17 protein-coding genes are annotated in these 25384 nt (G+C 73.5%); 8 read left to right on the forward strand and 9 right to left on the reverse strand.

Going from position 1 to position 25384, the window contains the following annotated elements; translation table 11 throughout:
* Positions 1-118: 118 nt before the first annotated feature.
* From CRV15_RS02525 to CRV15_RS02535, 3 genes are all read right to left on the reverse strand, one after another.
* Positions 119-2368: a 3-hydroxyacyl-CoA dehydrogenase NAD-binding domain-containing protein gene (locus CRV15_RS02525; protein ID WP_003962472.1), complete on the reverse strand. Its 2250-nt coding sequence runs from the start codon at positions 2366-2368 to the stop codon at positions 119-121.
* An 88-nt stretch (positions 2369-2456) separates the two neighbouring features.
* Positions 2457-3671, reverse strand: coding sequence for an acetyl-CoA C-acetyltransferase (locus CRV15_RS02530; RefSeq protein WP_009997986.1), 1215 nt, complete (start codon positions 3669-3671; stop codon positions 2457-2459).
* Between the two features lies 1 nt (position 3672).
* Positions 3673-4857, reverse strand: a complete 1185-nt coding sequence (locus CRV15_RS02535) for a CaiB/BaiF CoA transferase family protein (protein WP_003962470.1) — start codon at positions 4855-4857, stop codon at positions 3673-3675.
* Positions 4858-5299: 442 nt separating this feature from the next.
* On the opposite strand from CRV15_RS02535, the gene CRV15_RS02540 reads away from it, so the two are divergent.
* Positions 5300-6499 (forward strand): saccharopine dehydrogenase family protein, encoded by a 1200-nt coding sequence (locus CRV15_RS02540; RefSeq protein WP_003962469.1) that lies wholly within the window; start codon positions 5300-5302, stop codon positions 6497-6499.
* A gap of 443 nt (positions 6500-6942) precedes the next feature.
* On the opposite strand, the gene CRV15_RS02545 is transcribed toward CRV15_RS02540, so the two are convergent.
* Together CRV15_RS02545 and CRV15_RS02550 are read right to left on the reverse strand one after the other, a co-directional pair.
* Positions 6943-7680 carry an endonuclease V gene (locus CRV15_RS02545; RefSeq protein WP_003962468.1) on the reverse strand — a complete coding sequence of 246 codons (738 nt, stop codon included), beginning with the start codon at positions 7678-7680 and terminating at the stop codon, positions 6943-6945.
* A gap of 369 nt (positions 7681-8049) precedes the next feature.
* Complete coding sequence (locus tag CRV15_RS02550) at positions 8050-9237, reverse strand: WD40/YVTN/BNR-like repeat-containing protein (RefSeq protein WP_003962467.1); 1188 nt, start codon at positions 9235-9237, stop codon at positions 8050-8052.
* A gap of 253 nt (positions 9238-9490) precedes the next feature.
* Between CRV15_RS02550 and ssgD the strand changes: the two genes are divergently transcribed.
* The 4 genes from ssgD to CRV15_RS02570 all read left to right on the forward strand — a co-directional run bounded on the left by ssgD (position 9491) and on the right by CRV15_RS02570 (position 15566).
* The gene (gene ssgD / locus CRV15_RS02555) at positions 9491-9907 is read left to right on the forward strand and encodes a spore wall synthesis regulator SsgD (RefSeq protein ID WP_009997984.1); all 417 of its coding nucleotides are present in this window, start codon (positions 9491-9493) and stop codon (positions 9905-9907) included.
* Between the two features lie 376 nt (positions 9908-10283).
* Positions 10284-11936 (forward strand): ABC-F family ATP-binding cassette domain-containing protein, encoded by a 1653-nt coding sequence (locus tag CRV15_RS02560; protein WP_003962465.1) that lies wholly within the window; start codon positions 10284-10286, stop codon positions 11934-11936.
* A gap of 171 nt (positions 11937-12107) precedes the next feature.
* A complete protein-coding gene (locus CRV15_RS02565) occupies positions 12108-14381 on the forward strand; it encodes an ATP-binding cassette domain-containing protein (RefSeq protein ID WP_003958646.1) in 2274 nt (757 codons plus the stop codon).
* 210 nt (positions 14382-14591) lie between these two features.
* Entirely contained in the window at positions 14592-15566 is a 975-nt protein-coding gene (locus tag CRV15_RS02570; protein WP_003958645.1) for an acyl-ACP desaturase, read from the forward strand.
* A gap of 79 nt (positions 15567-15645) precedes the next feature.
* On the opposite strand, the gene CRV15_RS02575 is transcribed toward CRV15_RS02570, so the two are convergent.
* The 3 genes from CRV15_RS02575 to CRV15_RS02585 form a co-directional block, all read right to left on the reverse strand.
* A complete protein-coding gene (locus CRV15_RS02575) occupies positions 15646-15894 on the reverse strand; it encodes a WhiB family transcriptional regulator (protein ID WP_003962464.1) in 249 nt (82 codons plus the stop codon).
* Positions 15895-15962: 68 nt separating this feature from the next.
* Entirely contained in the window at positions 15963-16751 is a 789-nt protein-coding gene (locus tag CRV15_RS02580) for a VOC family protein (RefSeq protein ID WP_003958643.1), read from the reverse strand.
* Between the two features lie 132 nt (positions 16752-16883).
* Entirely contained in the window at positions 16884-17891 is a 1008-nt protein-coding gene (locus CRV15_RS02585; RefSeq protein WP_003958642.1) for a multicopper oxidase domain-containing protein, read from the reverse strand.
* 217 nt (positions 17892-18108) lie between these two features.
* Here CRV15_RS02585 and CRV15_RS02590 point away from each other — a divergent pair, with 217 nt between their 5' ends.
* Entirely contained in the window at positions 18109-20616 is a 2508-nt protein-coding gene (locus CRV15_RS02590; RefSeq protein ID WP_003962461.1) for a ThuA domain-containing protein, read from the forward strand.
* Positions 20613-22829 carry an OmpL47-type beta-barrel domain-containing protein gene (locus tag CRV15_RS02595; RefSeq protein WP_003962460.1) on the forward strand — a complete coding sequence of 739 codons (2217 nt, stop codon included), beginning with the start codon at positions 20613-20615 and terminating at the stop codon, positions 22827-22829. Before CRV15_RS02590 ends, CRV15_RS02595 begins: the two co-directional genes overlap by 4 nt.
* Positions 22830-22890: 61 nt before the next feature.
* Here CRV15_RS02595 and ligD read toward each other — a convergent pair whose 3' ends face one another.
* On the reverse strand, positions 22891-23907 hold the full coding sequence (gene ligD / locus CRV15_RS02600) for a non-homologous end-joining DNA ligase (protein ID WP_003958639.1): 1017 nt from the start codon (positions 23905-23907) through the stop codon (positions 22891-22893).
* A gap of 53 nt (positions 23908-23960) precedes the next feature.
* Between ligD and CRV15_RS02605 the strand changes: the two genes are divergently transcribed.
* A complete protein-coding gene (locus CRV15_RS02605) occupies positions 23961-25034 on the forward strand; it encodes an ATP-dependent DNA ligase (RefSeq protein WP_003958638.1) in 1074 nt (357 codons plus the stop codon).
* Positions 25035-25384: the final 350 nt, after the last annotated feature.

Here is a 25384-nt window from a genome sequence, read left to right on the forward strand (position 1 = left end):
GACCGACGGCCGGGGCGGGCCCGGGAGCGGGGCGGGGACGCGGGGCCGGAGGGGCCGGGCCGTCCGGCGCCGCCCGGTATCTGACGGGGCACCGGGAGGGCCACCGGGTCGCGCCGGGTCAGACCGCGAGGGGGCCGTCGCCGAAGCCCTCCCCCCGTTCCGCCTTCTCCAGCAGCAGGGCGGGCGGCGCGAACCGCTCCCCGTACCGCTCGGCCAGCTCCCGGGCCCGGGCGGCGAAACCGGCCGGTCCTCCCGGGTACCCGTTGATGTACTGGAGCACCCCGCCGGTCCACGCGGGGAAGCCGATGCCCATGATCGAGCCGATATTGGCGTCGGCGACCGAGGTCAGGACGTTCTCCTCCAGACAGCGGACGGCGTCCAGCGCCTCCGCGAACAGCATCCGCTCGCGCACGTCCTCGAACGGAACGCCCCCGTCCGGACCGTCCGGGCCGTTCGAGCCCTGTGGACCGTCCGCCACCGTGGTGTCCCGGCGGCCGAAGTGCTCCGTCAGCCCCGGCCAGAGGCCCAGCCGGGTGCCGTCCTCGCCGTACTCGTAGAAACCGGCCCCGCCGGAGCGTCCGGTACGGCCGAACTCGTCCACCATCCGGTCGACGACCGCGTCCGCGGGGTGCTCCGTCCAGGTCCCGCCGGACTCCTCGACCGCCGTACGGGTCTCGTTCCGGATGCGGCGGGCCAGCGTCAGCGTCAGCTCGTCCATCAGGGAGAGCACCTTCGCCGGGTATCCGGCCTGGGCGGCGGCCTGTTCGACGGAGGCGGGCAGGACGCCCTCGCCGACCATGGCCACGCCCTCGTTGAGGAACCGCCCGATGACCCGCGAGGTGAAGAACCCGCGTGAGTCGTTCACCACGATCGGGGTCTTGTTGAGCTGCCGCACCAGGTCGAACGCGCGGGCCAGCGCGGGGTCCCCGGTGCGCTCCCCCTTGACGATCTCGACCAGCGGCATCTTGTCGACGGGCGAGAAGAAGTGCAGCCCCACGAAGTCCGCGGGCCGCTCGACGCCCTCGGCGAGCAGGGTGATGGGCAGCGTGGAGGTGTTGGAGCAGAGCAGGGCGTCGGGCGCGACGACCTCCTGGACCTCCTGGAGGACCCGGTGCTTGAGGGCGGTGTCCTCGAAGACGGCCTCGATCACGGCGTCGCAGCCCGCGAGATCGGCCGGGTCGGCGGTGGGGACGATCCGCGCCAGCAGGGCGTCCCGCCTCTCCTGCGTGGTGCGCCCCCGGGCCAGCGCCTTGGCGAGCAGCCGCTCGGAGTACGCCTTCCCGGCCGCCGCCGCCTCGGCCGAGACGTCCTTGAGGACGACGTCGATCCCGGCCCGTGCGCAGGCGTAGGCGATCCCCGCGCCCATCATCCCGGCACCGAGCACCGCGACCCTGCGCACGGGCCGGGGCTCGGTGCCCGGGGGGCGGCTCGCGCCGGAGTTGACCGTCTGGAGGTCGAAGAACAGCGCCTGGATCATGTTCTTGGCGGTCTGTCCGGTGACCAGTCCGGTGAAGTAGCGGGCCTCGATCACCTGCGCGGTCTCGAAGTCGACCTGCGCGCCCTCCACGGCGGCGGCCAGGATGTCGCGCGGCGCGGGGAAGGGCGCGCCGCCGGTCTGCTTCTTCAGGTTCGCGGGGAACGCGGGCAGGTCGGCGGCGAACCGGGGGCTGGCGGGGGTCCCGCCCGGAATCCGGTGCCCCGGGACGTCCCAGGGCTGCCGGGACCCGGGGTGGGCGTCGATGAAGGCGCGCGCCCGCTCCATCAGCTCCCCGGGGGTCGCGACCACCTCGTGCACCAGGCCGTTCTCCAGGGCCCGGCGCGGGGTGTACTGGGTGCCCTGGAGCAGCACCTTCAGCAGGGCGTCGGTGATGCCGAGCAGCCGGACCGTCCGGGTGATCCCGCCGCCGCCTGGCAGCACTCCGAGGGTGACCTCGGGCAGTCCGACGCGGGAGCCGGGGGCGTCCAGCGCGATCCGGTGGTGGCAGGCGAGGGCCAGCTCGTATCCGCCGCCCAGCGCGGAGCCGTTGATCGCGGCGACGACGGGCACGCCCAGGGTCTCGATCCGGCGCAGCGCGTGCTTGACCGCCATGGAGCCGTCGAAGGCGCGCCGCGCGTCGGCGGGGGTGAGCCGGATCAGCTCGGTGAGGTCGCCCCCGGCGAGGAAGGTCTTCTTGGCGGAGGTGACGACGATGCCCCGGATGGTCTCCCGCTCGGCCTCGGCCCGCTCGGCGACGCCCGCCAGCGCCTCGATGAAGCCCTGGTGGAGGGTGTTGGCGCTGCGGTGGGGGTCGTCCAGGACGAGGGTGACGACTCCGCTGTCGTCCCGTTCCCAGCGGATGGGGGTGTCGGTCGTGGTGGTCTGGCTCATGGCGCGGTCTCCGGGGTTCGGTGGGAGAGGCGGGGGCGGCGGACGGCGGGGAGGCGGCGGACGGCGGCGGGCGGGCCGGGCGGAGCGGCTACAGACGCTCGACCACGGTCGCGATGCCCATGCCGCCGCCGACGCAGAGCGTGACGAGGCCGTACCGCTTGTCCTGCCGCTCCAACTCGTCGACGAGGGTGCCGAGGATCATCGCGCCGGTGGCCCCCAGCGGATGCCCCATCGCGATCGCCCCGCCGTTGACGTTGATCCGGTCCAGGGGGACGCCCAGCTCCCGGGCGAAGCGCAGCACCACCGCCGCGAACGCCTCGTTGATCTCCACCAGGTCGATGTCGTCGATGGTCAGCCCCGCCTTGGCGAGCGCCTTGCGGGTCGCGGGCGCGGGACCCGTGAGCATGATCGTCGGCTCGGAGCCGGAGACAGCGGCGGAGACGATCCGGGCGCGCGGCGTCAGCCCGTACCGCTCGCCGATCCGCCGTGAGCCGATGGCGACGAGGGCGGCGCCGTCGACGATGCCGGAGGAGTTGCCCGCGTGGTGCACATGGTCGATCCGCTCCACCCAGTGGTACTTCTGGAGCGCCACCGCGTCAAAGCCGCCCAGGTCGCCGATGGAGGCGAAGGAGGGCTTGAGCGCGGCGAGCGTGTCGGCGGTGGTCCCCGGGCGCAGATGCTCGTCGTGGTCGAGGACCGTCAGCCCGCTGCGGTCGCGGACGGGGACGACGGAGCGCGCGAACCGGCCGTCCCGCCAGGCCGCGGCGGCCCGCTCCTGCGACAGGGCGGCGTACTCGTCGACGTCGCGGCGGCCGAGGCCCTCCAGGGTGGCGATGAGGTCGGCGCCGATTCCCTGCGGGACGAAGCCCACGGTGTGGTTGGTCATGGGGTCCGCGAACCAGGCGCCGCCGTCGGACGCCATCGGCACCCGGGACATCGACTCGACCCCGCCCGCGAGCACCAGCTCCTCCCAGCCGGAACGGACCTTCATCGCGGCCATGTTGACGGCTTCGAGACCGGAGGCACAGAAGCGGTTCTCCTGCACCCCGGCGACGGTGTCGGGCAGCCCGGCGGCGACGGCCGCGATCCGGGCGATGTCGGAGCCCTGGTCGCCCACCGGGCCCACGACACCGAGCACGATGTCGTCGATGGCCGCCGGGTCGAGCCCGGGGTGCCGGGCGGTCAGCTCGTGGATCAGCCCGACGACGAGGTCGATCGGCTTGGTGCCGTGCAGGGAGCCGTTGGCCTTGCCGCGCCCGCGCGGGGTGCGGATCGCCTCGTACACATAGGCTTCGGTGGTCACGTCAGCGGCCTTTCGCGGAACGGGGAGCGGCGACGGGTGGGGCATCGGGCGCGGGGCCCGCGGCAGGGGCCGGGAGCCCCCAGTCCCGGGCCACGGCGGCGGCGTCGGCCCCCGGGAGCGCGGGGGGTGTGCGCACGGCGCACGGGGTGCCGGAGAACCGGGGCGCGGGGGCGGGCTGGCTGATCCCGCCGGGGTCGACGAAGGTGCCCCGGGCGGCGAGATGCGGATGGCGGGGCGCCTCCGCCATCGACAGGACGGGGGCGACACACGCGTCCGTGCCCTCGAACAGGGCGGTCCACTCCGCGCGGGTACGGGTGCGGAACGCGTCGGCGACGGCGGTGCGCAGCTCGTCCCAGCGCTCGATCTCCTGGCGGGCGGGGACGGTTCCGGCGATGCCGAGGACCCGGACGAACTCGTCGTAGAACCGCTGCTCCAGCGCCCCGACCGCCATATGGCCGCCGTCGGAGGTCTCGTAGCAGCCGTAGAAGGGGCTGCCGCCGTCGAGCAGATTGGAGCCGCGCCGGTCCCGCCAGCCACCGGCGGCCCGCATGCCGTGGATCATCGTGGCCAGATGGGCCGCGCCGTCGACGATGGCCGCGTCGACGACCTGCCCCGCGCCGCCGCCGGAGCGGACGTGGTGCAGGGCCGCGAGCACCCCGGTGACCAGGTAGAGCGAGCCGCCCGCGTAGTCCCCGACGAGGTTGACGGGGACGGTGGGCGCCTCGTCGGGGCGGCCGATCATCCCGAGGGTGCCGGTGACGGCGATGTACCCGATGTCGTGCCCCGCCCGGTCGGCGAGCGGGCCCTCCTGGCCCCAGCCGGTGATCCTGCCGTACACCAGACGGGGGTTGCGCGCGAGAGCGGCCTCGGGGCCCACGCCGAGCCGTTCGGCGACGCCGGGGCGGTAGCCCTCGATCAGGATGTCGGCGCGCTCGACCAGCTCCAGCACCTGACCGGGGCCGTCCTCGGCCTTCAGATCGATCAGCACCGAGCGTTTGTTGCGGTTCGTGAGGTCGAACGCGGGGTCGATGGCGAAGCCGGCGCCGCCGGGGCGGTCCACCCGGACCACGTCGGCGCCGAGGTCGGCGAGGAGCATGGCGGCGAACGGGCCCGGTCCTATGCCCGCCAGCTCGACCACCCGCACCCCGGTGAGCGGGCCGTTCGATCCCGCTGCTGCCGCCGTCATCGCCGCCGCCTCTTCGCCGCAGTCGTCGAGATCGTGGCCATCGAACCCCCAGCTTGGACATGACACAACCGATGTAACACCAGCGATGGTAAGAACGCGCATACCCGGGTACAAGGTTCCGGAGCCGGGCGATGGCCTGGATTCACCCTCCCTCCAGGGCGGGACGGTATGGTTCCGGAGCCGTGGCGGAGCCGGTCCGGCGGGCCGGAGGCGTCCGCCGCGCACCTCGCGGACCCCCGGCACCATGCGCGTCGGCGCACGGCGGGCGGTCGGGTGCGGACGTCGGCCCGGACGGGTACGGACACGGGTACAGCACGGGTACGGCACGGGTACGGACGACTCAGGCGGTGTTCAGACGGCGTTCGGACGGCGTTCGGGCGACACCGGACGGCACCGGGCGGCACTCAGACGGCATGCGGGCGGTACCGATGGCGGAGGACCAGTGAGCAGTCAGGACGGGAGCGGTCGCGGTGAGCGCCCCTATGACATCGTGCTCTTCGGGGCGACGGGGTTCGTGGGTGTGCTGACCGCGCGGTACTTGGCCCGGAGCGCGCCGGACGGCTGCCGCTGGGCCCTCGCGGGCCGCAGCCGCGCCAAGCTGGAACGGCTGCGGGAGGAGCTGACCGCCGATCATCCGTCCTGTGCGGACCTCCCGTTGATCGAGGCACGCGCGGACGACCCGCAGGCGCTGCGCGGGCTCGCCGAGTCCGCCCGGGTGGTGGCGACGACGGTGGGCCCCTATCTCTGGTACGGGGAGCCGCTGGTCGCCGCGTGCGCCGGGGCGGGGACCGACTATCTCGACCTGACCGGTGAGAACGAGTTCGTGGATCTGATGTACGTCCACCACGAGGCGCGGGCCCGCGAGACCGGCGCCCGGCTGGTGCACGCGTGCGGCTTCGACTCGGTCCCCGGCGATCTGGGGGTGTACTTCACGGTGCGGCAGCTCCCGGAGGGCGTGCCGCTGAGGGTGGACGGGTTCGTGCGCGGCAACGGGACCTTCTCGGGCGGGACGTTCGCGTCCGCCCTCAACGCGATGAGCCGGGGCAGGCAGTCGCTCCGGGCCGCGCGTCAGCGGCGGCTGCACGAGCCCCGGGTGGTCGGCCGCCGGGCGCACTCCCCGCTCGGCGGACCGCGCTACAGCGCCGAGAACCACGCGTGGGCGCTGCCGCTGCCGCTGCTGGACAGGCAGATCGTCACCCGCTCGGCACGGGCGCTGCCCCGGTACGGCCCCGACTTCCGCTACCGCCACTACGCGGCGGTCAAGACCCTGCCCATGGCGGTGGGCGGGGTGATCGCCGTCTGCGCGCTGGTGGGCCTGGCCCAGGTGCCCGCCGCCCGGCGCTGGCTCCAGCGCCGGCTGGGACCGGGCGAGGGGCCCGACGCGGGGCGCCGGGCGAAGAGCTGGTTCTCGGTGCGGTTCGTCGGCGAGGGCGGCGGCCGGACGGTGTACACGGAGGTGAGCGGCGGCGACCCCGGCTACGACGAGACCGCGAAGATCTTCGCCGAGGCGGCGCTCTGTCTGGCCTTCGACGAACTCCCGCCCTCCTCGGGGCAGGTCACCCCGGCGGCGGCGATGGGGGACGCGCTGCTGGACCGGCTCCAGAAGGCGGGAATCCGCTTCCGCCTCGCGGCACAGCGCTGACCTTCTGAGCCGGGAAGCACCGCTCGGGCCGCGACCCCGGCCCGCGACCCGACGCGGACGGCGGGCGGGGCCGCCGGTGGGCGGCGCGGCACGGCGCCGGGTGCGTGCGCCTCCGCGCTCGCGGCACCGTGGGGTCCCCAGCGGGCACGGCCCGGGCGGCACGGCACGGACCGGGCACCGCCCGACGGACCGGCCCGGATCAGGGCACCAGATCCGACCGGGGGGCGCGTCTCCCGCCCGCGCGGGAGGGCACCCCTGCCCCAGGGCTCTCCCCCGGAGAAGCACGGGCCGAGTGCCACGGCACAGACCGGCACCGCCCACCCGGCCCCGATCAGGACATGAGGCCCGGCCGAGAGCACCGCCCACCCGGGAAAGAGGCACCGCCCCGGCCACCGGGCCGAAGAGAGCCACGCCACCGGAGTGCACGAGTCCGGCACCGGCCGTCAGACAACCCCCCGGACCGGGTCCGCGGAGCCGGGGTCGGCCGGGCGGGTCAGGGCCGCCGTGAGGGCGTCCCGGCAGCGGCGGTCGGCCAGCCGGGTGGTCTCGGGGAGCCGGTAGCGGGGGGCGAGGCGGAGGGTGTGCGCGCAGGCGTTGTCGAGCGAGACCCGGTGCCCGACCGAGACGTACACCGGTTTGACGCCCTGCTGGGTGCGGAGCGCCCGGCCCAGCTCCGTGCCGTCGTCGGCGCGCAGGGGGGCCGTGTCGCCCCTGCGCGGGCCGAGTTCGCCGTGGGCGTGGACGAACGGGTTCTTCGCGACCCCGATCGCGGGCAGCCCGGTCAGGACACCGAGGTGGGCGGCGAGTCCGAACCGGCGCGGGTGCGCCAGGCCGTAGCCGTCGCAGACCACGAGCCCCGGCGCGGACCGCAGGGCCCCCAGCGCGGCGAGGACGGCGGGAAGCTCCCGGAACGCCAGCAGCCCGGGGACATAGGGGAACGCGACCCGGCCCACGGCGGTGGCCTCCTCGACGACGGCCAGGGTCTCCGCGTCCAGCACGACCGCCGCCGCGGCGACGAGGCCCCGGTCGTCGTCGTAGGCGACGTCCACCCCGGTCACCGCGCCGACGCCGGGCCGCGGCCCCGCCTCGTCCAGGGAGACCCGCGCCCGCAGCGCGTCCTGGACCGCCCGCGCCTCCCGCTCGTCCGCGGGCCACCCCTCGGGCACCTCGATGATCGTCATTCCCTCACCCTAGCCAGGGCCTGTGGTACGGCTCGGGCCGGATCGGAAGCGGAGTCCGGTGGGGGCGCCGCACGGCGCGGGTGGGGCCCTCCCGGGCGGGGGCGCCCCGCCCGGGGAGTGCCACGCCGGGCGCACACGGGCCCCGCCAGGTCGTGTCGGCGGCGTCCGTGTGCGCCGCGCCTCCTCACTCGCCCTGTGCCCTGCGGCCGGGGTGGAGGTGCCCCCACCCCAGGGCCTCCCCCCAGGGACTCCCCACCCCGCAGACTCCCCGCGCAGGGGCTCCCCCCGTCGTGCGTCCGCGCCCACCGGCGGGCCCCGGGCGCCACCCGCCCGTCCACCGCGGACGGCGTCGGCGGGGTCCCGCGCGGGTCAGCGGGCGGGCGGTTCCAGACGGGCGACGCGGCCCTTCTCGCCCGAGGCCCAGCAGGCGGTGGGGACGCAGTCGACGGTGTCGAAGGAGCCGGTGTCGACGGTGCGCCAGGTGCGGCCCGCGTCGAGGGTGAGATCGGTGCCGGTGGGGCCGACCGCGAGGGCCGCCGAGCGGAAGCGCGGGAGCCAGGCCACACCCGAACGGTAGGCGGGCGGCGGAGCCGCCGACGGCTCCCAGGTGCGGCCCGCGTCCCGGGTGACGGCCGCCGCCCGCGGCGAGGGCAGGCCGGGCCGGTAGTCGCCGCCGACGGCGAGGCCCCGCCCCCGGTCGCGGAAGGCGAGCGCGAACACCCCGCGCGCCGGGTCCCCGCCGGGTATGGGCGTGGCGGCGGCCGTCCAGGTGACGCCCCGGTCGGCGGAGTGCAGGACGCGCGCCACCGCTCCCCCGCCGGTCGCCAGCCACACATCGCGGGACCCGGCGGTGACGAGGCACTGCCCGCTCGCCGCGAACCCCGCCTCCCCCGGCTGCGCGGGCGGCATCCCGTCACCGGGCAGCGTCCGCCAGGTCCGGCCGCCGTCGCGGGTGGAGAGAATCCGGTACTTCCCGTCCACGGGGTCGCTCATGGCCAGCCCGTGGCGGCGGTCGAAGAAGGCGACGCAGTCGTAGAAGGCCCGGGGGTCGGTGTTGCGGAAGGACTCGGTCCAGGTGGCCCCGCCGTCGGCGGTGCGGAAGATCCGGGACGCCTCGCCCTCGCCGATGGCGAGCACCACGGCGGTGCGGTCGTCGAACGCCTCGACATCGCGGAGTTCGAGCCCCGCCGCCCCGGGCGGCGCGACGTTCCGCCAGCTCCGGCCGCCGTCGGTGGTGCGCAGCACGGTCCCCCGGGAGCCCGCCGCCCAGGCGGTCCGGTGCCCGACGGCGGCGAGGCCCCGCAGTCTGACGTCCGTGCCGGTCTCCTTGAGGCTCCACACGCTCCCGGCGCCGTCGCCCCCGCCCCGGGCCGGTGCCGGGGCGGGCGGCGCCGCCCCGGCCGGAGTGGTGAGCACGGCGGCCAGCGCCAGCGCGCACGCCCCGGCCGCGCGGATCCCCGCCCGGCTCCGCCCCGCCCGGCTCCGCCCCGCCCGGCTCCGCCCCGCCGGGCGGACCGTGCCCGTCGTTCCCGATCCCGTCGTTCCCTTGTCCGTCATGGCGGTGGAACGTAGCCCACGCCCCGGTGGCCGTCCAGAGTGCGCCCCACCCCCTTGCCGGTGACGCTCCGTGAGCAATAGTGGACGAGAACGCTCCGGCAACGCCCATCGTCCCCGCACGGTTCCCCTGGGAGGCGGTGATCCAACTCACCCTCCTCCCCGATGCACCCTCCCCCCTGTTTCCCCGTCCTTACCGGTGCCAGCAAGGGAGGCGTCCGGGAGGCGTCAGCCGTCACACGCGAAGGAGCAGGCCGTGCCCACCGTCATCGAACAGTCCGTGGAGGCCCGGCTCGTCGCCCCCGCGCCCCGGATGGAGACCGTCCCGGCGACGCTCCGTTACGACCGCGAGGACCCCTTCGCCGTCTGCATGGACTTCCCCGCCCCCGCGACGCTGGAGGGGACCGAGATCACCTGGGCCTTCGGCCGGGAGCTGCTCGCCGCCGGGATCGACGAGCCCGCCGGGACCGGCGACGTCCGGGTGCGGCCGTACGGATACGACCGCACGGTGCTGGAGTTCCACGCGAGCGAAGGGGTGGCCGTGGTCCATGTCCGCACCTGTGAGCTGCGGCGTTTCCTTCAGCGTGCCCAGGGGCTCGTCCCCTCGGGCGAGGAGCATCTGCACCTCGATCTCGACCGGGACCTGACCGACCTGCTGCGCGACGTCCGCTGATCGGCCCACGCCGCTCCCCGCCCCGCGCCCTCCCCCGTCCCGATCCTCTCCCCGTTTAATCGCGTCCCCGTTTAATCGCGTTGACAGCCCCGCGGCCCCCTTCCTACGGTGGAACCGCTTCTGTTGCCACTGATCGGAGAAGGACATTGCTCGTCTGAGGTCTGAGACACCGTGCGTCACCACCGCGTCCCGGTGGGTGCGCCACGCGTGCGACCTCGGCGTTCCGAGCCGTCCTCCCCGAGGGCCGAACCCCGTTCGGCCAGGGCACTCGCCCTGATCCTCGTCTCCCGGTGGACCGGCCCCCGAGCGGGCCGTCGTACGCGACGCGGTGTCTCCCCCGTTGCCCCGACCCTTCCACGCAACAGGAGACCCCTTTATGGCTACCCCTTCCGCCCATGTCCTGTGCGGCGGACTCTCGTTCGCCTGGCCCGACGGCACGGAGGTCTTCGACGGCTTCCAGCTCTCCGTCGGCCCCGGCCGTACCGGGCTCATCGGCCTCAACGGCTCCGGCAAGTCCACCCTGCTGAAACTGATGGCCGGGGAGCTGGCCCCGACCGGGGGTCAGGTGCGCGCCGCGGGCGAGGTCGGCCTGCTGCCGCAGAACGTCGTCCTCGACACCGCGCTGCGGGTGGACGAGGTGCTGGGCATCGACCGCGCCCGCGCCGCCCTGCACGCCATCGAGGCGGGCGACGCCGACGAGGCGCACTTCGCCGCCGTCGGCGACGACTGGGACATCGAGGAGCGGGCCCGCGCCACCCTCGACCAGCTCGGCCTGGACACCATCGGCCTCGACCGCGCCATCGGTGAACTCTCCGGCGGCGAGGGCGTCCTGCTGCGGCTCGCCGCGCTGCTGCTGGCCCGGCCGGACGTCCTCCTCCTGGACGAGCCCACCAACAACCTCGACCGGCACGCCCGGCAGCGGCTGTACGAGGCGGTCGGCTCCTGGTCCGGGGTGATGGTCGTGGTCAGCCACGACCGTGAGCTGCTGGAGCTGGTCGACCAGATCGCCGACCTCCGCAACGGCGAGGTCACCTGGTACGGCGGGAACCTCTCCGCGTACGAGGAGGCCCTGGCCGTCGAGCAGGAGGCCGCCGAACGGATGGTGCGCAACGCCGAGGCCGATGTGCAGCGTCAGCGGCGCGAACTGGTGGACACCCAGGTCAAACTGGCCCGCCGCAAGCGCTTCGGCCAGAAGGCACAGGAGAACAAGCGCGTCCCCAAGATCGTCGCCAACAACCGCAAGCGGTCCGCCCAGGTGTCCGCGGGGAAGCTGCGGGTCACCCACACGGAACGCCTCGACCGGGCCAGGGAACGGCTCGACGACGCGGTCGCCGCCGTGCGGGACGACGACGAGATCAGGATCGAACTGCCCTACACCACCGTCCATCCAGGGCGGGGGGTGCTGCGGCTGACCGGTCTGACACCGCGCCACTTCGCCGGTCCGCCCATCGACCTGGAGGTGCGCGGTCCGGAGCGGATCGCCCTGGTGGGGCGGAACGGGGCGGGCAAGACGACGCTGCTGCGCACCCTCACCGGCGAGCTGGACCCGGTGGCGGGCGAGGCCGTCGCCGAGGTCCCGCTGCGCTTTCTGCCCCAGCGGCTCGACATCCTCGACGACGGGCTGAGCGTGGTCGAGAACGTGGCGCGGCACGCGCCCGGGGCGAGCGACAACCGCGTCCGGGCCCGGCTCGCGCGCTTCCTCTTCAAGGGGGCGCGGGCCGATCAGCTCGCGGGCACACTCTCCGGCGGGGAGCGCTTCCGGGCCGCGCTGGCGGCGCAGTTGCTGGCCGAGCCCGCCCCGCAACTGCTGTTGCTGGACGAGCCGACCAACAACCTGGACATGGCCAGCGTCCGCAGACTGGCCCAGGCGCTGGAGGCGTACGAGGGGGCGCTGATCGTGGCCGGTCACGACATGGCGTTCCTGGAGTCCCTCGGGATCACCCGCTGGCTGCTGCTGGACGGCGGCCTCCACGACGTGGGCCCGGCACAGGCCCGCGAGGGCACGCCGCCCGCCGCACTCCCGTCCTGACCCCTGCCGCCGGGGCCGTCCGTGCCGGCCCCGGCGCCGGACGGCCCCGGCCGGGGTACCCGCCCCGCCCCGGCTCCGCCCGGATCGGCCCGGCCCGGCGGAGAGCCCGTACGGAAAACCGTACGGAAATCCCGACGGGAACTGTCCGGATTCACGATTAGCTTCGCCCGCATGGAACGCGACATCGTCATCGAGGGCGCCCGCGAGAACAATCTCCGGAACATCTCCCTGACCCTCCCCAAGAACCGGATCACCGTCTTCACCGGGGTGTCGGGATCGGGCAAGTCCTCCCTGGTCTTCGACACCATCGCCGTCGAATCGCAGCGCCAGCTCAACGACACCTACAGCTCGTTCGTCAGAAACCGGCTGCCGAAGTACGAACGCCCCCGGGTCGACGCGATCGACGAGCTGTCGGTGGCGATCGTGGTGGACCAGAAGCCGGTCGGCGGCAACGCGCGCTCCACCGTCGGCACCATGACCGACATCCACGCGGCGCTCCGGGTGCTGTTCTCCCGGCACGGCACCCCGAGCGCCGGTCCGGCCACCGCGTACTCCTTCAACGACCCGTCCGGCATGTGCCCGGCCTGCGACGGCCTGGGCCGCACCCTCCATCTGGACGTCGAGCGGGCCGTCGACCCGTCGAAGTCCCTGCGCGAGGGCGCGCTGCTGCTGCCCGGTCTCGCCCCGGGCGGTTGGGAGTGGCACCTGTACGCCGACTCCGGCCGCTTCGACCTGGACAAACCGCTGGGGAAGTACACCGGTGAGGAACGGGAACTCCTGCTCCACGGCGCGGACTTCAGCGTACGGGTGACCATGAAGTCGGGCTCGTTCGACATGCGCTTCGAGGGGATCGTCAACCGGTTCACCCGGCTGTATCTCAAGCGCGACACGGGCGACCTCTCCGCCAGGCGCCAGGAGGCCGCCAACCGCTTCGTGGTCCAGCGCCCGTGCGGGTCCTGCGGCGGGGCCCGGCTGAACGAGGCCGCGCTGGCCACCCGGATCGACGGGCGCACCATCGCCGACTGGAGCCGGATGGAGATCGCCGATCTGGTGGCGGTGGCCGGGCGGATCGACGACCCGGTGGCCGCCCCGGTCGCCGCCGCCCTGCGGGAACGCCTGGAGCGGGTGGTGGGCATCGGTCTCGGCTATCTCTCCCTCGACCGGGAGACCACCACACTCTCCGGCGGCGAGGCGCAGCGCCTGAAGATGGTGCGCCATCTGGGCAGCTCGCTGACCGGGCTCCTCTTCGTCCTGGACGAGCCGAGTACGGGTCTGCACCCGCGGGACGTGGGGCGCCTGGGCGAGCTGCTGCTCCGGCTGCGGGACCGGGGCAACACGGTCCTGGTGGTGGAGCACGACCCGGACGTGATCGCGATCGCCGACCATGTCGTGGACATGGGGCCACGGGCAGGCGCGGAGGGCGGCGAGGTCGTCTTCCAGGGACCCGGCGGGCTGTTGCGCGACGCGGACACCGTCACCGGCCGCGCCCTGCGGCGGCGCACCCCGCTGAAGGAGTCGTTCCGCACCCCGGACGGCTGGCTTCCGGTGACCGGGGCCCGGCTGCACAACCTCAAGGACATCGCGGTGCGCTTCCCCACCGGGGTGCTGACCGCCGTCACCGGAGTGGCGGGTTCCGGCAAGTCCACGCTGGTGTCGACGGTCTTCACGGCCGCGTACCCGGAGGCGGTCGTGATCGACCAGGGCGCGATCACGGCGTCCTCCCGGTCGACACCGGCCTCGTACCTGGGGGTGATGGACACCGTGCGCAAGGTCTTCGCCCGGCGGACCGGGGTGCGGCCGGGGCTGTTCAGCTTCAACTCGGAGGGCGCCTGCCGGGAGTGCTCCGGACGGGGCGCCATCCACACCGATCTGGCGTTCATGGACCCGGTGACCACGGTCTGTCCGGTCTGCGGGGGCGAGCGCTTCCGGGAGGAGGTGCTGCGGCTGCGGGTGGACGGCCGGTCCATCGCGGATGTGCTGCGGATGACGGCCGCCGAGGCGGGCGCGTTCTTCGACGACCCGGCGCTGCGGCGCAGACTGCGCGCCCTGCACGAGGTGGGGCTCACCTATCTGGCGCTGGGGCAGCCGCTCTCCTCGCTCTCCGGCGGGGAGCGGCAGCGGCTCAAGCTGGCGACCCATCTGCACCGGACCGGCAGCGCCTATGTCCTGGACGAGCCGACCACCGGACTCCATCTGGCGGATGTGAGCACCCTCGTGGGGCTGCTGGACCGGCTGGTGGACGCCGGGAACTCGGTGATCTGCGTGGAGCACAACCTGGACGTGGTCAAGCGGGCGGACTGGGTGGTGGACCTGGGGCCGGACGGTGGGAAGCACGGCGGCGAGGTGGTGTTCGAGGGCACCCCGGCGGAGCTGCTCCGCCATCCGTCCTCGTGCACGGCGGAGCATCTGCGGCGGGACCTCGGCCGCCCCGCGCCCGCCCGCTGATGTGAGCTGTCTCCCGCTCCGCCGCCACAGGGCCCGGCGGCGGGGCCCGTGTCCGTCTTCTACCTCCTTCTCCCCCGTCAGGGGCGGTACATAACCGAATGTAACTGGACATTCACCCAGGTCGACTTGGTCGGGGACTTACGGCCCGCTTAACCTACGGTCTCGTAACCTACGAACCCGTAGGTAACTCTCCCGTCCCCAGGAGCACCAGTGACGATCACCTCTCCTCACCTCGGCAGCTCGGCCGCGTGGACCGACGCCCGGCTGCTGTACGCGCTGGAGGAGGTCGTGGAGAAGGAACTCAACCGTCATCTCAAGGTCACCAAGGACTGGATGCCGCACGAGTACGTCCCCTTCGGCGACGGCCGCAACTTCCCCGGCTTCTTCGAGGACGGGGTGGCCTGGGAGCCGGAGCAGTCCAAGGTCACCGATGTCGGCCGGATCGCACTGGTGGTGAATCTGCTCACCGAGGACAACCTCCCCAGCTACCACCATGAGATCGCCACGCTCTTCGGGCGCGACGGCGCCTGGGGCACCTGGGTGCACCGCTGGACCGCGGAGGAGGGCCGGCACGGGATCGTGATGCGGGACTATCTGCTCACCTCCCGCGCCGTCGACCCGGACAAGCTGGAGCAGTTCCGGATGTCCCACATGTCCGAGGGCTTCGAGTCGGACAACCGGCACTCGATGCTGCACTCGGTCGCCTATGTCTCGTTCCAGGAGCTGGCCACGCGGGTCTCGCACCGCAACACCGGCCACCACTCGGGCGACCCGGTCTGCGACCGGATGCTGTCCCGGATCGCCACCGACGAGAACCTGCACATGGTCTTCTATCGGAATCTGCTGAGCGCCGCCTTCGAGCTGGCGCCCGACCTGACCATGCAGGCCGTCCGCGATGTCGTCGTGGACTTCCGGATGCCGGGCCACGGCATCCCCGGCTTCGAGCGGGCCGCCGCGCAGATGGCGATCGGCGAGATCTACAACCTGCGCATCCACCACGACGACGTCCTCGCGCCGGTGCTGCGCTTCCTGAAGGTCATGGAGATCGACGGGCTCGGCCCCGAGGGCCGCAAGGCCCAGGAGGAGCTGGGGCTCTTCATGAACGGCCTCGACTCCGAGGCGCTCAAGTTCGACGAGAAGCTCGCCGCCCGCAAGGCCCGGATGGCGGCCCGCGCGGCAGGCTGAACACACCCGTACACGCGGGAGCGGTGACCCGGGACGGATCACCGCTCCCGCGCGGACGCGGGCGTTGTGGGGGTGCGGGTCATCCCCGCGCTCTCTTCAGCCGGGAGCGCTCCTTCTCCGAGAGCCCGCCCCACACCCCGAATTTCTCGTCGTGCCGCAGCGCGTACTCCAGGCACTCCACCCGTCCCGCGCACGCCCCGCACAGCCGCTTGGCCTCCTTCGTCGAGGCCCCGGGCGCGGGGAAGAAGAAGTCCGGGCCCGTCTGCGCGCACAGGGCGGACTCCTGCCAGGCGAGTTCGTCGTCGGTGGTCGTGGTGTTGATCGGCATGCAAGCACCCTCCCGCACCCCGATAAACACCGGCTCAATGAAGGATCAACACGCTCGGCACCGGGGTTTCAGCCATCCTGAGGTTCGCCCTGCATCACCGCGAACCGGGCACCGGCGGGGTCGGTCAGGGTCGCGAATCGGCCGACGCCCTGGAGGTCGACGGCGGGGGTGAGGGCGGAGCCGCCGCCGGAGCGGGCCCGGGTGACGGTCGCGTCGCAGTCGCGGACGGCGAAGTAGGGAAGCCAGTGGGGGGTGGTCCCGCCGGTCGCCGCGAGCGGGACCAGACCGCCGAACATCGCGTCGGGCCCGGCGGACGCGGGGTGCACCATCGTGTACGAGCCGGAGCCGTCGGGGAAGGGCATCGACGAGGTGCCCCATCCCAGCACAGCGGTGTAGAAGGCGAGCGCGGCACTCTCGTCCGGGGTGTACAGCTCGGTCCAGCACAGCGCGCCCTCGGCGCCGACCCGGTCCAGGCCCTTGTTCCGGTTCGGCTGCCAGCAGCCGAACGAGGCACCCGACGGGTCGGCGAAGTACGCCATGCGGCCCTGGTCCCAGATGTCCATCGGGCCGTGCAGCACCGCCCCGCCGCCCTGGCGGACCGCCTCCGCCGTGGCGTCGATGTCCGGTGACTGGAAATAGACGCTCCAGGCGGGGTGCCCCTGGTCCGGGGCGAGGGGCATTCCGGCCGCCGTCGTCTCCCCGTCGAGCTGGAACATCCCGTAGCCGCCCGCCTCGGGCCCCGCCGGGACAAAGGTCCAGCCGAAGAGGTCCGCGTAGAACTCCCGTGCCGCGCCGATGTCGGGGGTGCCGAGGTCGAGCCAGTTGGGGGAACCGGAGACATAACGGGTGGTGAGCATGGTGGGTGCCTTCGGGAGGTCCGGGTGCGGTGGTTCCAGTCTCCTCCGCCCCCGGCGGGGGCGCATCCGATGCCGGAGCCGGGCCGGGCATCCGGGCCGGGCGCCCGGGAGCCCGTTGCCGGACGGCGGGGTTCAGCGGGCGGCGTGACCGGGCGGATGGTGCGGGTCATACCCCGGAATAGTGCCGTCCGGCTTCGCCACCAGCAGCAGCCCGACCATGCCCATGTCGGAGTGGCTCTGCACATGGCAGTGGTACATCCAGGCGCCCGCGCCCACGTTCTCGCCCGCGAGGATCTGGAAGCCGAAGGAGTCGGCGGGGCCGCAGATCTTGTTGTCGATGATCCGGCTGACGTCGCCGGGGCCCTCCAGCAGCCCGGTCCTGTTGTCCGCCCAGCGGTGACCGTGGAGATGGAACGTGTGGTAGTACTCACCGTGCGTGATCGAGATGATCTCGACCCGGTCGCCCACGGTGGCCCGGAAGTCGGGTCCGCTGTGGCCGGGCAGATTGTTGATCGTCATATCGTTGAAGACGATGGTGAACTGCCGGTCCGGCAGGATGTCGCCCGCCCGGCGGACCACCACCGGGCCGTAGAGCCCGTTGCGGATGCCCTGGGTGCCGTGGTCCGTCCCCACGACATGGTCGTGGTAGTGCCAGTACCCCGCGCTGCCCGGCCGCCAGGTGCCGTCCGGGCGCCGGGCCGGGAGATGGGTGCGCCAGGTGTAGGTACGGGTCTCGCCGGGCTCCACATGGCTGCGGGTGAGCCGGGTGCCGTCGTTGGCGATGTCGTAGTCGACACCGTGGACATGCAGGCTGACCGGTACGTCCATGGTGTTCTCGAACGCGATGTGCAGCGTGTCGCCCTCGGTCAGCTCGATGGGCGGGCCGGGGACCGTCGCCTTCCCCTTCTCCGGGCCGTACCCCATCCGGCCGTCGGGCAGCCTCTCCGCGCAGAGCCGCATATGGCGGACCCGGCCGCCCGCCGGGGCGGTCCGGGGCGGGTTCGCCGCGAGTGCGGCACCCCCGGCGAGGGCCCCGCCCCCGGCCTGCGCGGCGGCGGCCGGGGAGAGGGAGAGAGCGGCCCCGCCCGCCGCGACCGCGCTTCCCGCCAGGACCCGTCGGCCGAAGCTCCGTCTGTCCATCGTGAACTCCCCACGCTGTCGGGCGGATTGACGGGGCGCACGGAACCCCGGGGAGGCCATACGGTAGCCCGGCGACCCCTGTTTTTCCACAGTCAGGACAAAGTTCGTTCTTTTACGGTCGTACCTATTGGCGAACCGGCAAAAGAGGTCTACTTTCCAAGGCTGTCGTGGTGACCAATGTCCTGCCGGTTGTGACCACAGAGGGGTGGGTGACCGTATGCACCGCACACCACAGCACCGCGCACCACAGCGCGGACCGAGATCCCGAAGGGGCGTGCTCGCCACGGTTCTCGGCATCGGCGCGCTCACCGCGTCCCTGCTCGGCGGGGCTCCGACGGCGTCGGCCCTGCCACCGTCGGAGCCCGGCAGGGCGGCGGCGCCGGTCCTGCCCTCGCCCCCGGGCGGGAGCGGCGGCGGCGTGAAGGTGCTCGTCTTCCACGCCTCCGCGACCGCCGAGTCCCCCACCGTCGACGCGGGGATCGCCGCCGTGGAGTCCATCGGTCTGACGGGCCCCGCCGCGGGCCGCTTCACCACCGAGGCCACCGACGACGCCTCCGTCTTCACCGACACCGCACGGCTGGGCGGCTACCACGCGATCGTCTTCCTCACCGGCGGGGGCGATGTGCTCGACCCCGAGCAGGAGGCCGGACTTGAGGCGTACATGGAGGCCGGTGGGGGCTTCGTCGGGCTCCACGAGGCCGCACGGACCGAGCCGTACTCCGAGTGGTTCACCGGTCTGATCGGCGCCCGGCCCACGGGGGCGCCGAGCGGTGCCCAGCGCGCGGTCGTGGAGGTCGGCGACCGCCGGCATCCGGCCACCGCCGCGCTGCCGCTCCAGTGGAAGCGGCCCGACAAGTGGTTCAACTGGGCGGTGAACCCCTCGGGCTCCGTGCACACGGTGGCCCGGCTGCGGGAGAGCTCGTACACCCCGGTGAGCGGGGCCAACGGCTGGGACCACCCGATCTCCTGGTGCCGTGACTACGACGGCGGCCGGTCCTTCTACAGCGGGATGGGCGGTACGGTCGACAGCTTCGCCGAGACCGACTTCCGGGAGCATCTGCGCGGGGCGCTGGCCTGGACGGCGCGGCTGGCGCGGGCCGACTGCAAGGCGACGATCACCTCGCACTACCGGGCGCAGCGGGTCACCCGCCCCAATCAGCCGGGGCAGAACGACCAGATCGGCGAGCCCCACGGGCTGGTCACCGCCCCCGACGGCACGGTCTTCTACATCGGCCGCGGCGGCGCGGACTCCTCCCGTCCGGTCGTGACCGACTGGAACAACCCGGAGGTCGGCAAGGGGCAGGGCCAGATCCATGTGTATGAGCCCGCGACCGGGCGGGTGACGCTCGCGGGCGAGGTGACCGTCTTCGGGAACAAGGGCGGCGGCGATGAGCTGATCAAGAACGAGGAGGGGCTGCTCGGGATCGAGCTGGACCCCCGTTTCACCTCCAACGGCTGGGTGTATCTGCACTACACGCCGCACGCGCGGATCGACCGCGAGACCCGGACCGGCGAGCGGCGGGTGTCCCGTTTCACCTACGACCGCGCCACCCGGCGGCTGGACCTCTCCAGTGAGAAGGTGCTGCTGTCCTGGCCGGTGCAGATCCACAGCTGCTGCCACGCGGGCGGCGGTCTGGCCTGGGACTCGAAGGACAATCTCTACATCGCCACCGGGGACACCAACTCCTCCGGCTTCACCGACGGTTACTCCGGCAACAACCCGGTGCCGAACTTCCGGGGGCTCCCCTTCGCCGACGCCCGCCGCACCTCCGGGAACACCAACAACCTCAACGGGAAGATCCTGCGCATCCACCCCGAGCCGGACGGCACGTACACGCTCCCCGCCGGGAACCTCTTCACCGGCCGGGAGCCCGACGAGGGCGGCGGGAAGACCCGGGGCGAGATCTATGTGATGGGGGTCCGCAACCCCTCGCGGATCTTCGTGGACCGGCAGACCGACATCCTCTACGCGGGCTGGGTGGGCCCGGACGCGGGGGCCCCGTCACCGGTCTGGGGGCCCGCGAAGTACGACACCTTCGCCGCGATCACCCAGCCCGGCAACCACGGCTGGCCGTACTGCATGGGCAACAACCAGCCCTACCGGGACCGCAATCTGCCCGATCCGGGCCGGCCGCTGGGCTGGTACGACTGCGCCGCGCCGAGGAACGAGTCCCCGCACAACGACGGACTGGTGCGGCTGCCGCCCGTCACCCCCAACACCATCTGGTACGCGCCGCAGGGCGGCGGTCCCGACTTCCCCCGCGACGCCCAGGGGATCCCCAGCTATCAGCTCTCCGAGCAGAGACTGCTGCTGCCCTGGCTCAGGGGCGGCGCGCAGGCGACCATGACCGGCCCGGTCTACCGGCACGACCCGGCGACGGCGAGCACCGTGAAGTGGCCCGCCTACTGGGACGGCAAGTGGTTCGTGGGCGACTTCTACGACGGCGGCCAGCCCCGGCACGCGGTGCTGACCGATCCCAAGACGGTGGGCCGGGGCGGCCTCCCGGTGCACGCCGAGTCCCTGAAGAAGATCATCCCGGTGGGGGCGGGCGGCATCCGCAATCTGATGGACTGGAAGTTCGCGCCCGACGGCTCGCTCTACGTCCTCGACTACGGCGGCGGCTTCTTCACCTCCGACGCCCGCTCCGCGCTCTGGCAGATCACCTATCACGGCGGCGGGGCGACGCCCGCGGCCGACCGGCTGGCGCGGAGGGCGGCGCGATGACGCGACGGATCTGGACGGCGTTCACCGTCTCGCTGGCGCTGGTCGTGGGGCTGCTGTCGGCGGTGGCGCACGGGCGGCAGGAGGGGACGCCCGACGGCCGACCGGCCCTGTCCACCGCCGCGGCGCAGGTGCTGACCTGGACCGCCGGGGACCCGATCGACCGCTATCTCTCCTTCCCCACCACGGCGGTGGCGGGCCGGACCACGCTGGTGTTCGAGAACAGCAGGGCGACCGGCAACACGACGGGGATGCCGCACACGCTCACGTTCGACGTCTCGGACCCGGAGTACAACCACGACGTCCCGCTGAACATCCTGGCGAACCCGGGTGACGACCGGGGCGGGCGGCACACCGCCGAGGTCGTGCTCACCCCGGGCCGCTACCGCTTCTTCTGCACCATCCCCGGGCACGGGACGATGCAGGGCGTCCTCACCGTCACCGAGAACCCCGGCGGGGACACCGCGCCGCCCGTCACGGGCGCCCGGGTGGACGGTGACCAGAACGCCGAGGGCGCGTACATCGGGCAGGCCACCGTGGCCGTGACCGCCACCGACGAGGGCTCCGGCGTCGACCGGATCGAGTACGCGACCGGCGCGGACGGGCCCTGGCGGCCGTACACGGCGCCCGTCGTGGTGAACACCGTGGGACAGCACACCGTCCGCTACCGCGCCACCGACCGGGCGGGGAACACGGCGGCCGAGAAGACCGCCGCGTTCACGGTCGCCCCGCCGCCGAGCGACGACACCGTCCCGCCGCAGACCTCGGCGACCGTCGGCGGCCAGCAGGACGGGCAGGGGCGCTATCTCGACATGGCGACGGTGACGGTGACGGCGTCCGACACCGGCTCGGGCGTCAACACCATCGAGTACGCGCTGGGCGCCGACGGGGCCTGGCAGCCGTACACCGCGCCCGTCATGGTGCACCGGCTCGGGGCGCACACGGTCCGCTACCGGGCCACCGACCGGGCCGGGAACGCGGCGGCGGCCAGGTCGGTGGAGTTCACCGTGGTGGCGACGCCCGCGCCGGACCGGGAGCCGCCCGTCACCGCCGCCGAGGTCACCGGGCAGCAGAACGCGGACGGCGCGTACATCACCAGCGCCCGGGTGGCGGTGGCCGCCACCGACGCCGGGGGTTCGGGCGTGGCGAAGGTGGAGTACTCGTTCGACGGAGGGCCCTATCTGGAGTACACGGCTCCACTGACGGTGGACCGGGTGGGCTTCCACACCGTGCTGCACCGGGCCACCGACCGGGCGGGGAACACCTCGCAGGCCCGGCGGACCACCCTCACGGTCGCCGAGGGCGGCGGGGTGCCCGCGCCGGGCTGTCCCGAGTGGGACGAGCGGCTCACGGTGATCGTGGGGACGGTCGACTCGGGCGTGCCCAACCGGATGACCCGCTCCCGCTGCACGGTCAACGAGCTGATCGAGGACGAGCGGGCCTGGTCCTCCCACGCGCTCTTCCTCAAGCATGTGGACCGGGTGGTGGACCGGCTGCTCACGGACGGTGTGCTCGACGCGCGCGAGCACGGCGCCGTGTACCGGGCCGCCCAGGACTCCGGGATCGGCAGGCCCGGCCAGAACACCGGCTACCGCAGCCTCTTCGACGGCAGCGAGTCCTCGTTCAGCCGCTGGCAGCACGTGGGCGGCGGCTCCTTCGCCCGCGGTGCCGACGGGGTGCTGACCAGCGGCACCACCCGGGGCGGCCTGGGGATGCTCTGGTATCCGCAGACGCGGTTCGGGGACTTCTCGCTGAAGCTCCAGTGGCGGGACGACGGCCCGGGGGCCGCCAACGCCAACAGCGGGGTCTTCGTCCGCTTCCCCTCCCCGCACGACAACCCGGAGGAGTCGCGCCCGGAGTGGGTGGCCATCAAGTACGGCCATGAGGTGCAGATCCTGGACCGGCCCGACGGCGACATGTACAAGACGGGCTCGGTGTACGGCTTCGACCGCGTCGGGCTCGGCGGGGCCGGGGTGACGCCCAAGGGCACCTGGAACGAGTACGAGATCCGGGTGGTCGGCCAGTCGTACTCCGTCCTCCGCAACGGGGTGCTGATCAACCGGTTCGAGAACACCGGGGGTCAGGACTTCGTCCCGCCGCGCTCGGACGACCCGGGCACGGACGGGCGCCGGTACGCCACCGGGTTCATCGGGCTCCAGGTGCACGGCACCACCGATGTGATCTCGTACCGCAATATCCGGATTCAGGAGCTGTAGGGCTCCGGGAGCGAGCCGGTACGGGAGCCGACGGCCTTCGCCCGGTCCGGGGCGGGGGCCGTCAGCCCTCCGGGTCGCGGGCGCGGCTGGGCTGGACCCGTTTGGGCTCGCCGGGCATCTTCGGGTACTCCGGCGGATAGGGCAGATCGCCGAGCCCGTGCTCGGCCTCGTCCCGGCGGGCCAGCTCCAGCAGGGGCTCCAGGCCGAAGCGGTGTTCGTCCATGTCGGCGTGGACATCGCCCAGCTCGGCGTAGCGGGTCGGCATGGTGGTGATGTCGAAGTCCTCCGGCACCGCGTCGTCGATCTCCTCCCAGCGCAGCGGCGCGGAGACCGGGGCGTGGGGGCGGGGGCGCACCGAGTAGGCGGAGGCGATGGTGCGGTCGCGGGCGGTCTGGTTGTAGTCGACGAAGATCCGTTCCCCGCGCTCCTCCTTCCACCACTTGATGGTGACCCGGTCCGGCATTCTGCGTTCCAGTTCCCGTCCGCAGGCGATCGCGGCCCGCCGGACCTGGGTGAACGTCCACCGGGGCGCGATGGGGACGAAGATGTGCAGCCCGCGCCCGCCGGAGGTCTTGGGCCAGCCGCACAGTCCGTGCTCGTCGAGGACCGCGCGCAGCTCATGGGCGGCGCGCACGGCGTCGGCGTAGCCGGTGCCGGGCTGCGGGTCGAGGTCGAGCCGCAGTTCGTCGGGGTGGTCGGGGTCGGCGCGCCGGACCGGCCAGGGGTGGAAGGTGACCGCGCCGAGGTTGGCGGCCCACACCACGGCCGCCGGTTCGGTGGGGCACATCTCGTCGGCGGACCGGCCGCTGGGGAAGGTGATGTGGGCGGTGGGAATCCAGTCGGGGAGGTACTTCGGGGCGCGCTTCTGGAAGAAGGACTCGCCCGTCACCCCGTCGGGGTAGCGCTCCAGGGTGGTGGGGCGGTCGCGCAGGGCACGGGTGATGCCCTCGCCGACGGCGAGGTAGTAGGTGACCATGTCCAGCTTGGTGTAGCCGCGCTCGGGAAAGTAGACCTTGTCCGGGTTGGAGACACGGACGGTCCGGTCCCCCACCTCCAGTTCGAGCGCCTTGGCCGCCATGCCGATCAGCGTAGGCCGTGCCGAAGAGCCCCGCATACCGGACAATTCTCTCCATGGATCTTCCGGTGATGCCGCCCGTGAAACCGATGCTCGCGAAGGCGGTGAAGACGATCCCGCCCGGGATGCAGTACGAGGCCAAATGGGACGGGTTCCGGGCGATCGTGCACCGCGACGGGGCCGAGGTGGTGCTCGGATCGCGCACCGGCAAGCCGCTGACGCGGTACTTCCCCGAGCTGGTCGCCCAGGTGGCCGAGCAGTTGCCGCCGCGCTGTGTGGTGGACGGGGAGATCGTGGTCGTGCACGGGGGGCGGCTCGACTTCGACCGGCTGAGCGAACGCATCCATCCGGCGGCCTCCCGGGTGCGCACGCTGGCGGAGCGGACCCCGGCGAGCCTGGTCGCCTTCGATCTGCTGGCGCTGGACGACCGCTCACTGCTCGACGTGCCGCTCGTGGAGCGGCGGGCCCTGCTCACCGAAGTGCTGGCCGGGGCCCGGCCCCCGGTCCACCTGGCGCCCGCGACCACCGACCGGGAGCTGGCCGCGCGCTGGTTCGAGCAGTACGAGGGGGCGGGCCTGGACGGGATCGTGGCCAAGCCGCTGGAGCTGCCGTACCGCCCGGACGCCCGGCTGATGTTCAAGATCAAGCATGAGCGGACGGCGGATGTGGTGGTGGCCGGATACCGCTTCCACCGCAGTGGGCCCGTCCTCGGGTCGCTGCTGCTCGGGCTCCACGACGACACCGGGGTGCTCCAGCATGTGGGCGTGTGCGCGGCCTTCCCGATGAAGCGGCGGGCGGAGCTGATCGAGGAGCTGGCGCCGCTGGTGATGGAGGTGCCGGACGGCCATCCGTGGGCCGCGTGGGCCGAGGAGGGCGCGCACGCCGGGGCGCGGCTGCCGGGGGCGCCGAGCCGCTGGACGGGGAAGAAGGACCTGTCCTGGGTGCCGCTGCGGCCGGAGCGGGTGGTGGAGGTGGCGTACGACCACATGGAGGGGGACCGCTTCCGGCACACCGCGCAGTTCCGGCGGTGGCGGCCGGACCGGGTTCCCGAGGAGTGCACCTACGCGCAGTTGGAGACGCCGGTGCGGTACGACCTGGCGGAGGTGCTGGCGGGGCCGCCGTCGGGGTGACCCGCGCCGGGCCGCGCGGTCGGCGGCCGTCGCGGCCGGGGAACGGGGCCGGGCAACGGCGGGTGGCCGGGGTCCGGCAGGCGGGCGGGGCGCGCCGGGGGCGGCGAGCGGTGAACGACCGGGAACGGCGGGGCGGCCGGGGAACGGGGCCCTGCTCCGGCCGCGCCGCCGCGCCATCGAGGGGGTGGCGGGCTATGACCGTCGGGGCCCGCTCCGGCCTGGCCCCCGCGCCGTGGAGGGGGTGGCGGGCCATGACGGCCGGGGCTCCGGCGGGTGGTCGGCCGGGACGGGAGCCGGCCGAGGCGTGGCCCGGGTCAGTGGTCCGGAGGCCGAGCCCCACCCTGCCGGCC

The sequence above is a fragment of the Streptomyces clavuligerus genome (genome assembly GCF_005519465.1).
GTDB classification, from domain to species: Bacteria; Actinomycetota; Actinomycetes; order Streptomycetales; family Streptomycetaceae; genus Streptomyces; species Streptomyces clavuligerus.

Coding starts and splice junctions, on each gene's coding strand:
- CRV15_RS02525 (WP_003962472.1), bottom strand. CDS start 2,368: ATGAGCCAGACCACCACGACCGACACCCCCATCCGCTGGGAACGGGAC.
- CRV15_RS02535 (WP_003962470.1), bottom strand. CDS start 4,857: ATGACGGCGGCAGCAGCGGGATCGAACGGCCCGCTCACCGGGGTGCGG.
- CRV15_RS02545 (WP_003962468.1), bottom strand. CDS start 7,680: ATGACGATCATCGAGGTGCCCGAGGGGTGGCCCGCGGACGAGCGGGAG.
- CRV15_RS02550 (WP_003962467.1), bottom strand. CDS start 9,237: ATGACGGACAAGGGAACGACGGGATCGGGAACGACGGGCACGGTCCGC.
- CRV15_RS02560 (WP_003962465.1), top strand. CDS start 10,284: ATGGCTACCCCTTCCGCCCATGTCCTGTGCGGCGGACTCTCGTTCGCC.
- CRV15_RS02565 (WP_003958646.1), top strand. CDS start 12,108: ATGGAACGCGACATCGTCATCGAGGGCGCCCGCGAGAACAATCTCCGG.
- CRV15_RS02575 (WP_003962464.1), bottom strand. CDS start 15,894: ATGCCGATCAACACCACGACCACCGACGACGAACTCGCCTGGCAGGAG.
- CRV15_RS02580 (WP_003958643.1), bottom strand. CDS start 16,751: ATGCTCACCACCCGTTATGTCTCCGGTTCCCCCAACTGGCTCGACCTC.
- CRV15_RS02585 (WP_003958642.1), bottom strand. CDS start 17,891: ATGGACAGACGGAGCTTCGGCCGACGGGTCCTGGCGGGAAGCGCGGTC.
- CRV15_RS02590 (WP_003962461.1), top strand. CDS start 18,109: ATGCACCGCACACCACAGCACCGCGCACCACAGCGCGGACCGAGATCC.
- CRV15_RS02595 (WP_003962460.1), top strand. CDS start 20,613: ATGACGCGACGGATCTGGACGGCGTTCACCGTCTCGCTGGCGCTGGTC.
- ligD (WP_003958639.1), bottom strand. CDS start 23,907: ATGGCGGCCAAGGCGCTCGAACTGGAGGTGGGGGACCGGACCGTCCGT.
- CRV15_RS02605 (WP_003958638.1), top strand. CDS start 23,961: ATGGATCTTCCGGTGATGCCGCCCGTGAAACCGATGCTCGCGAAGGCG.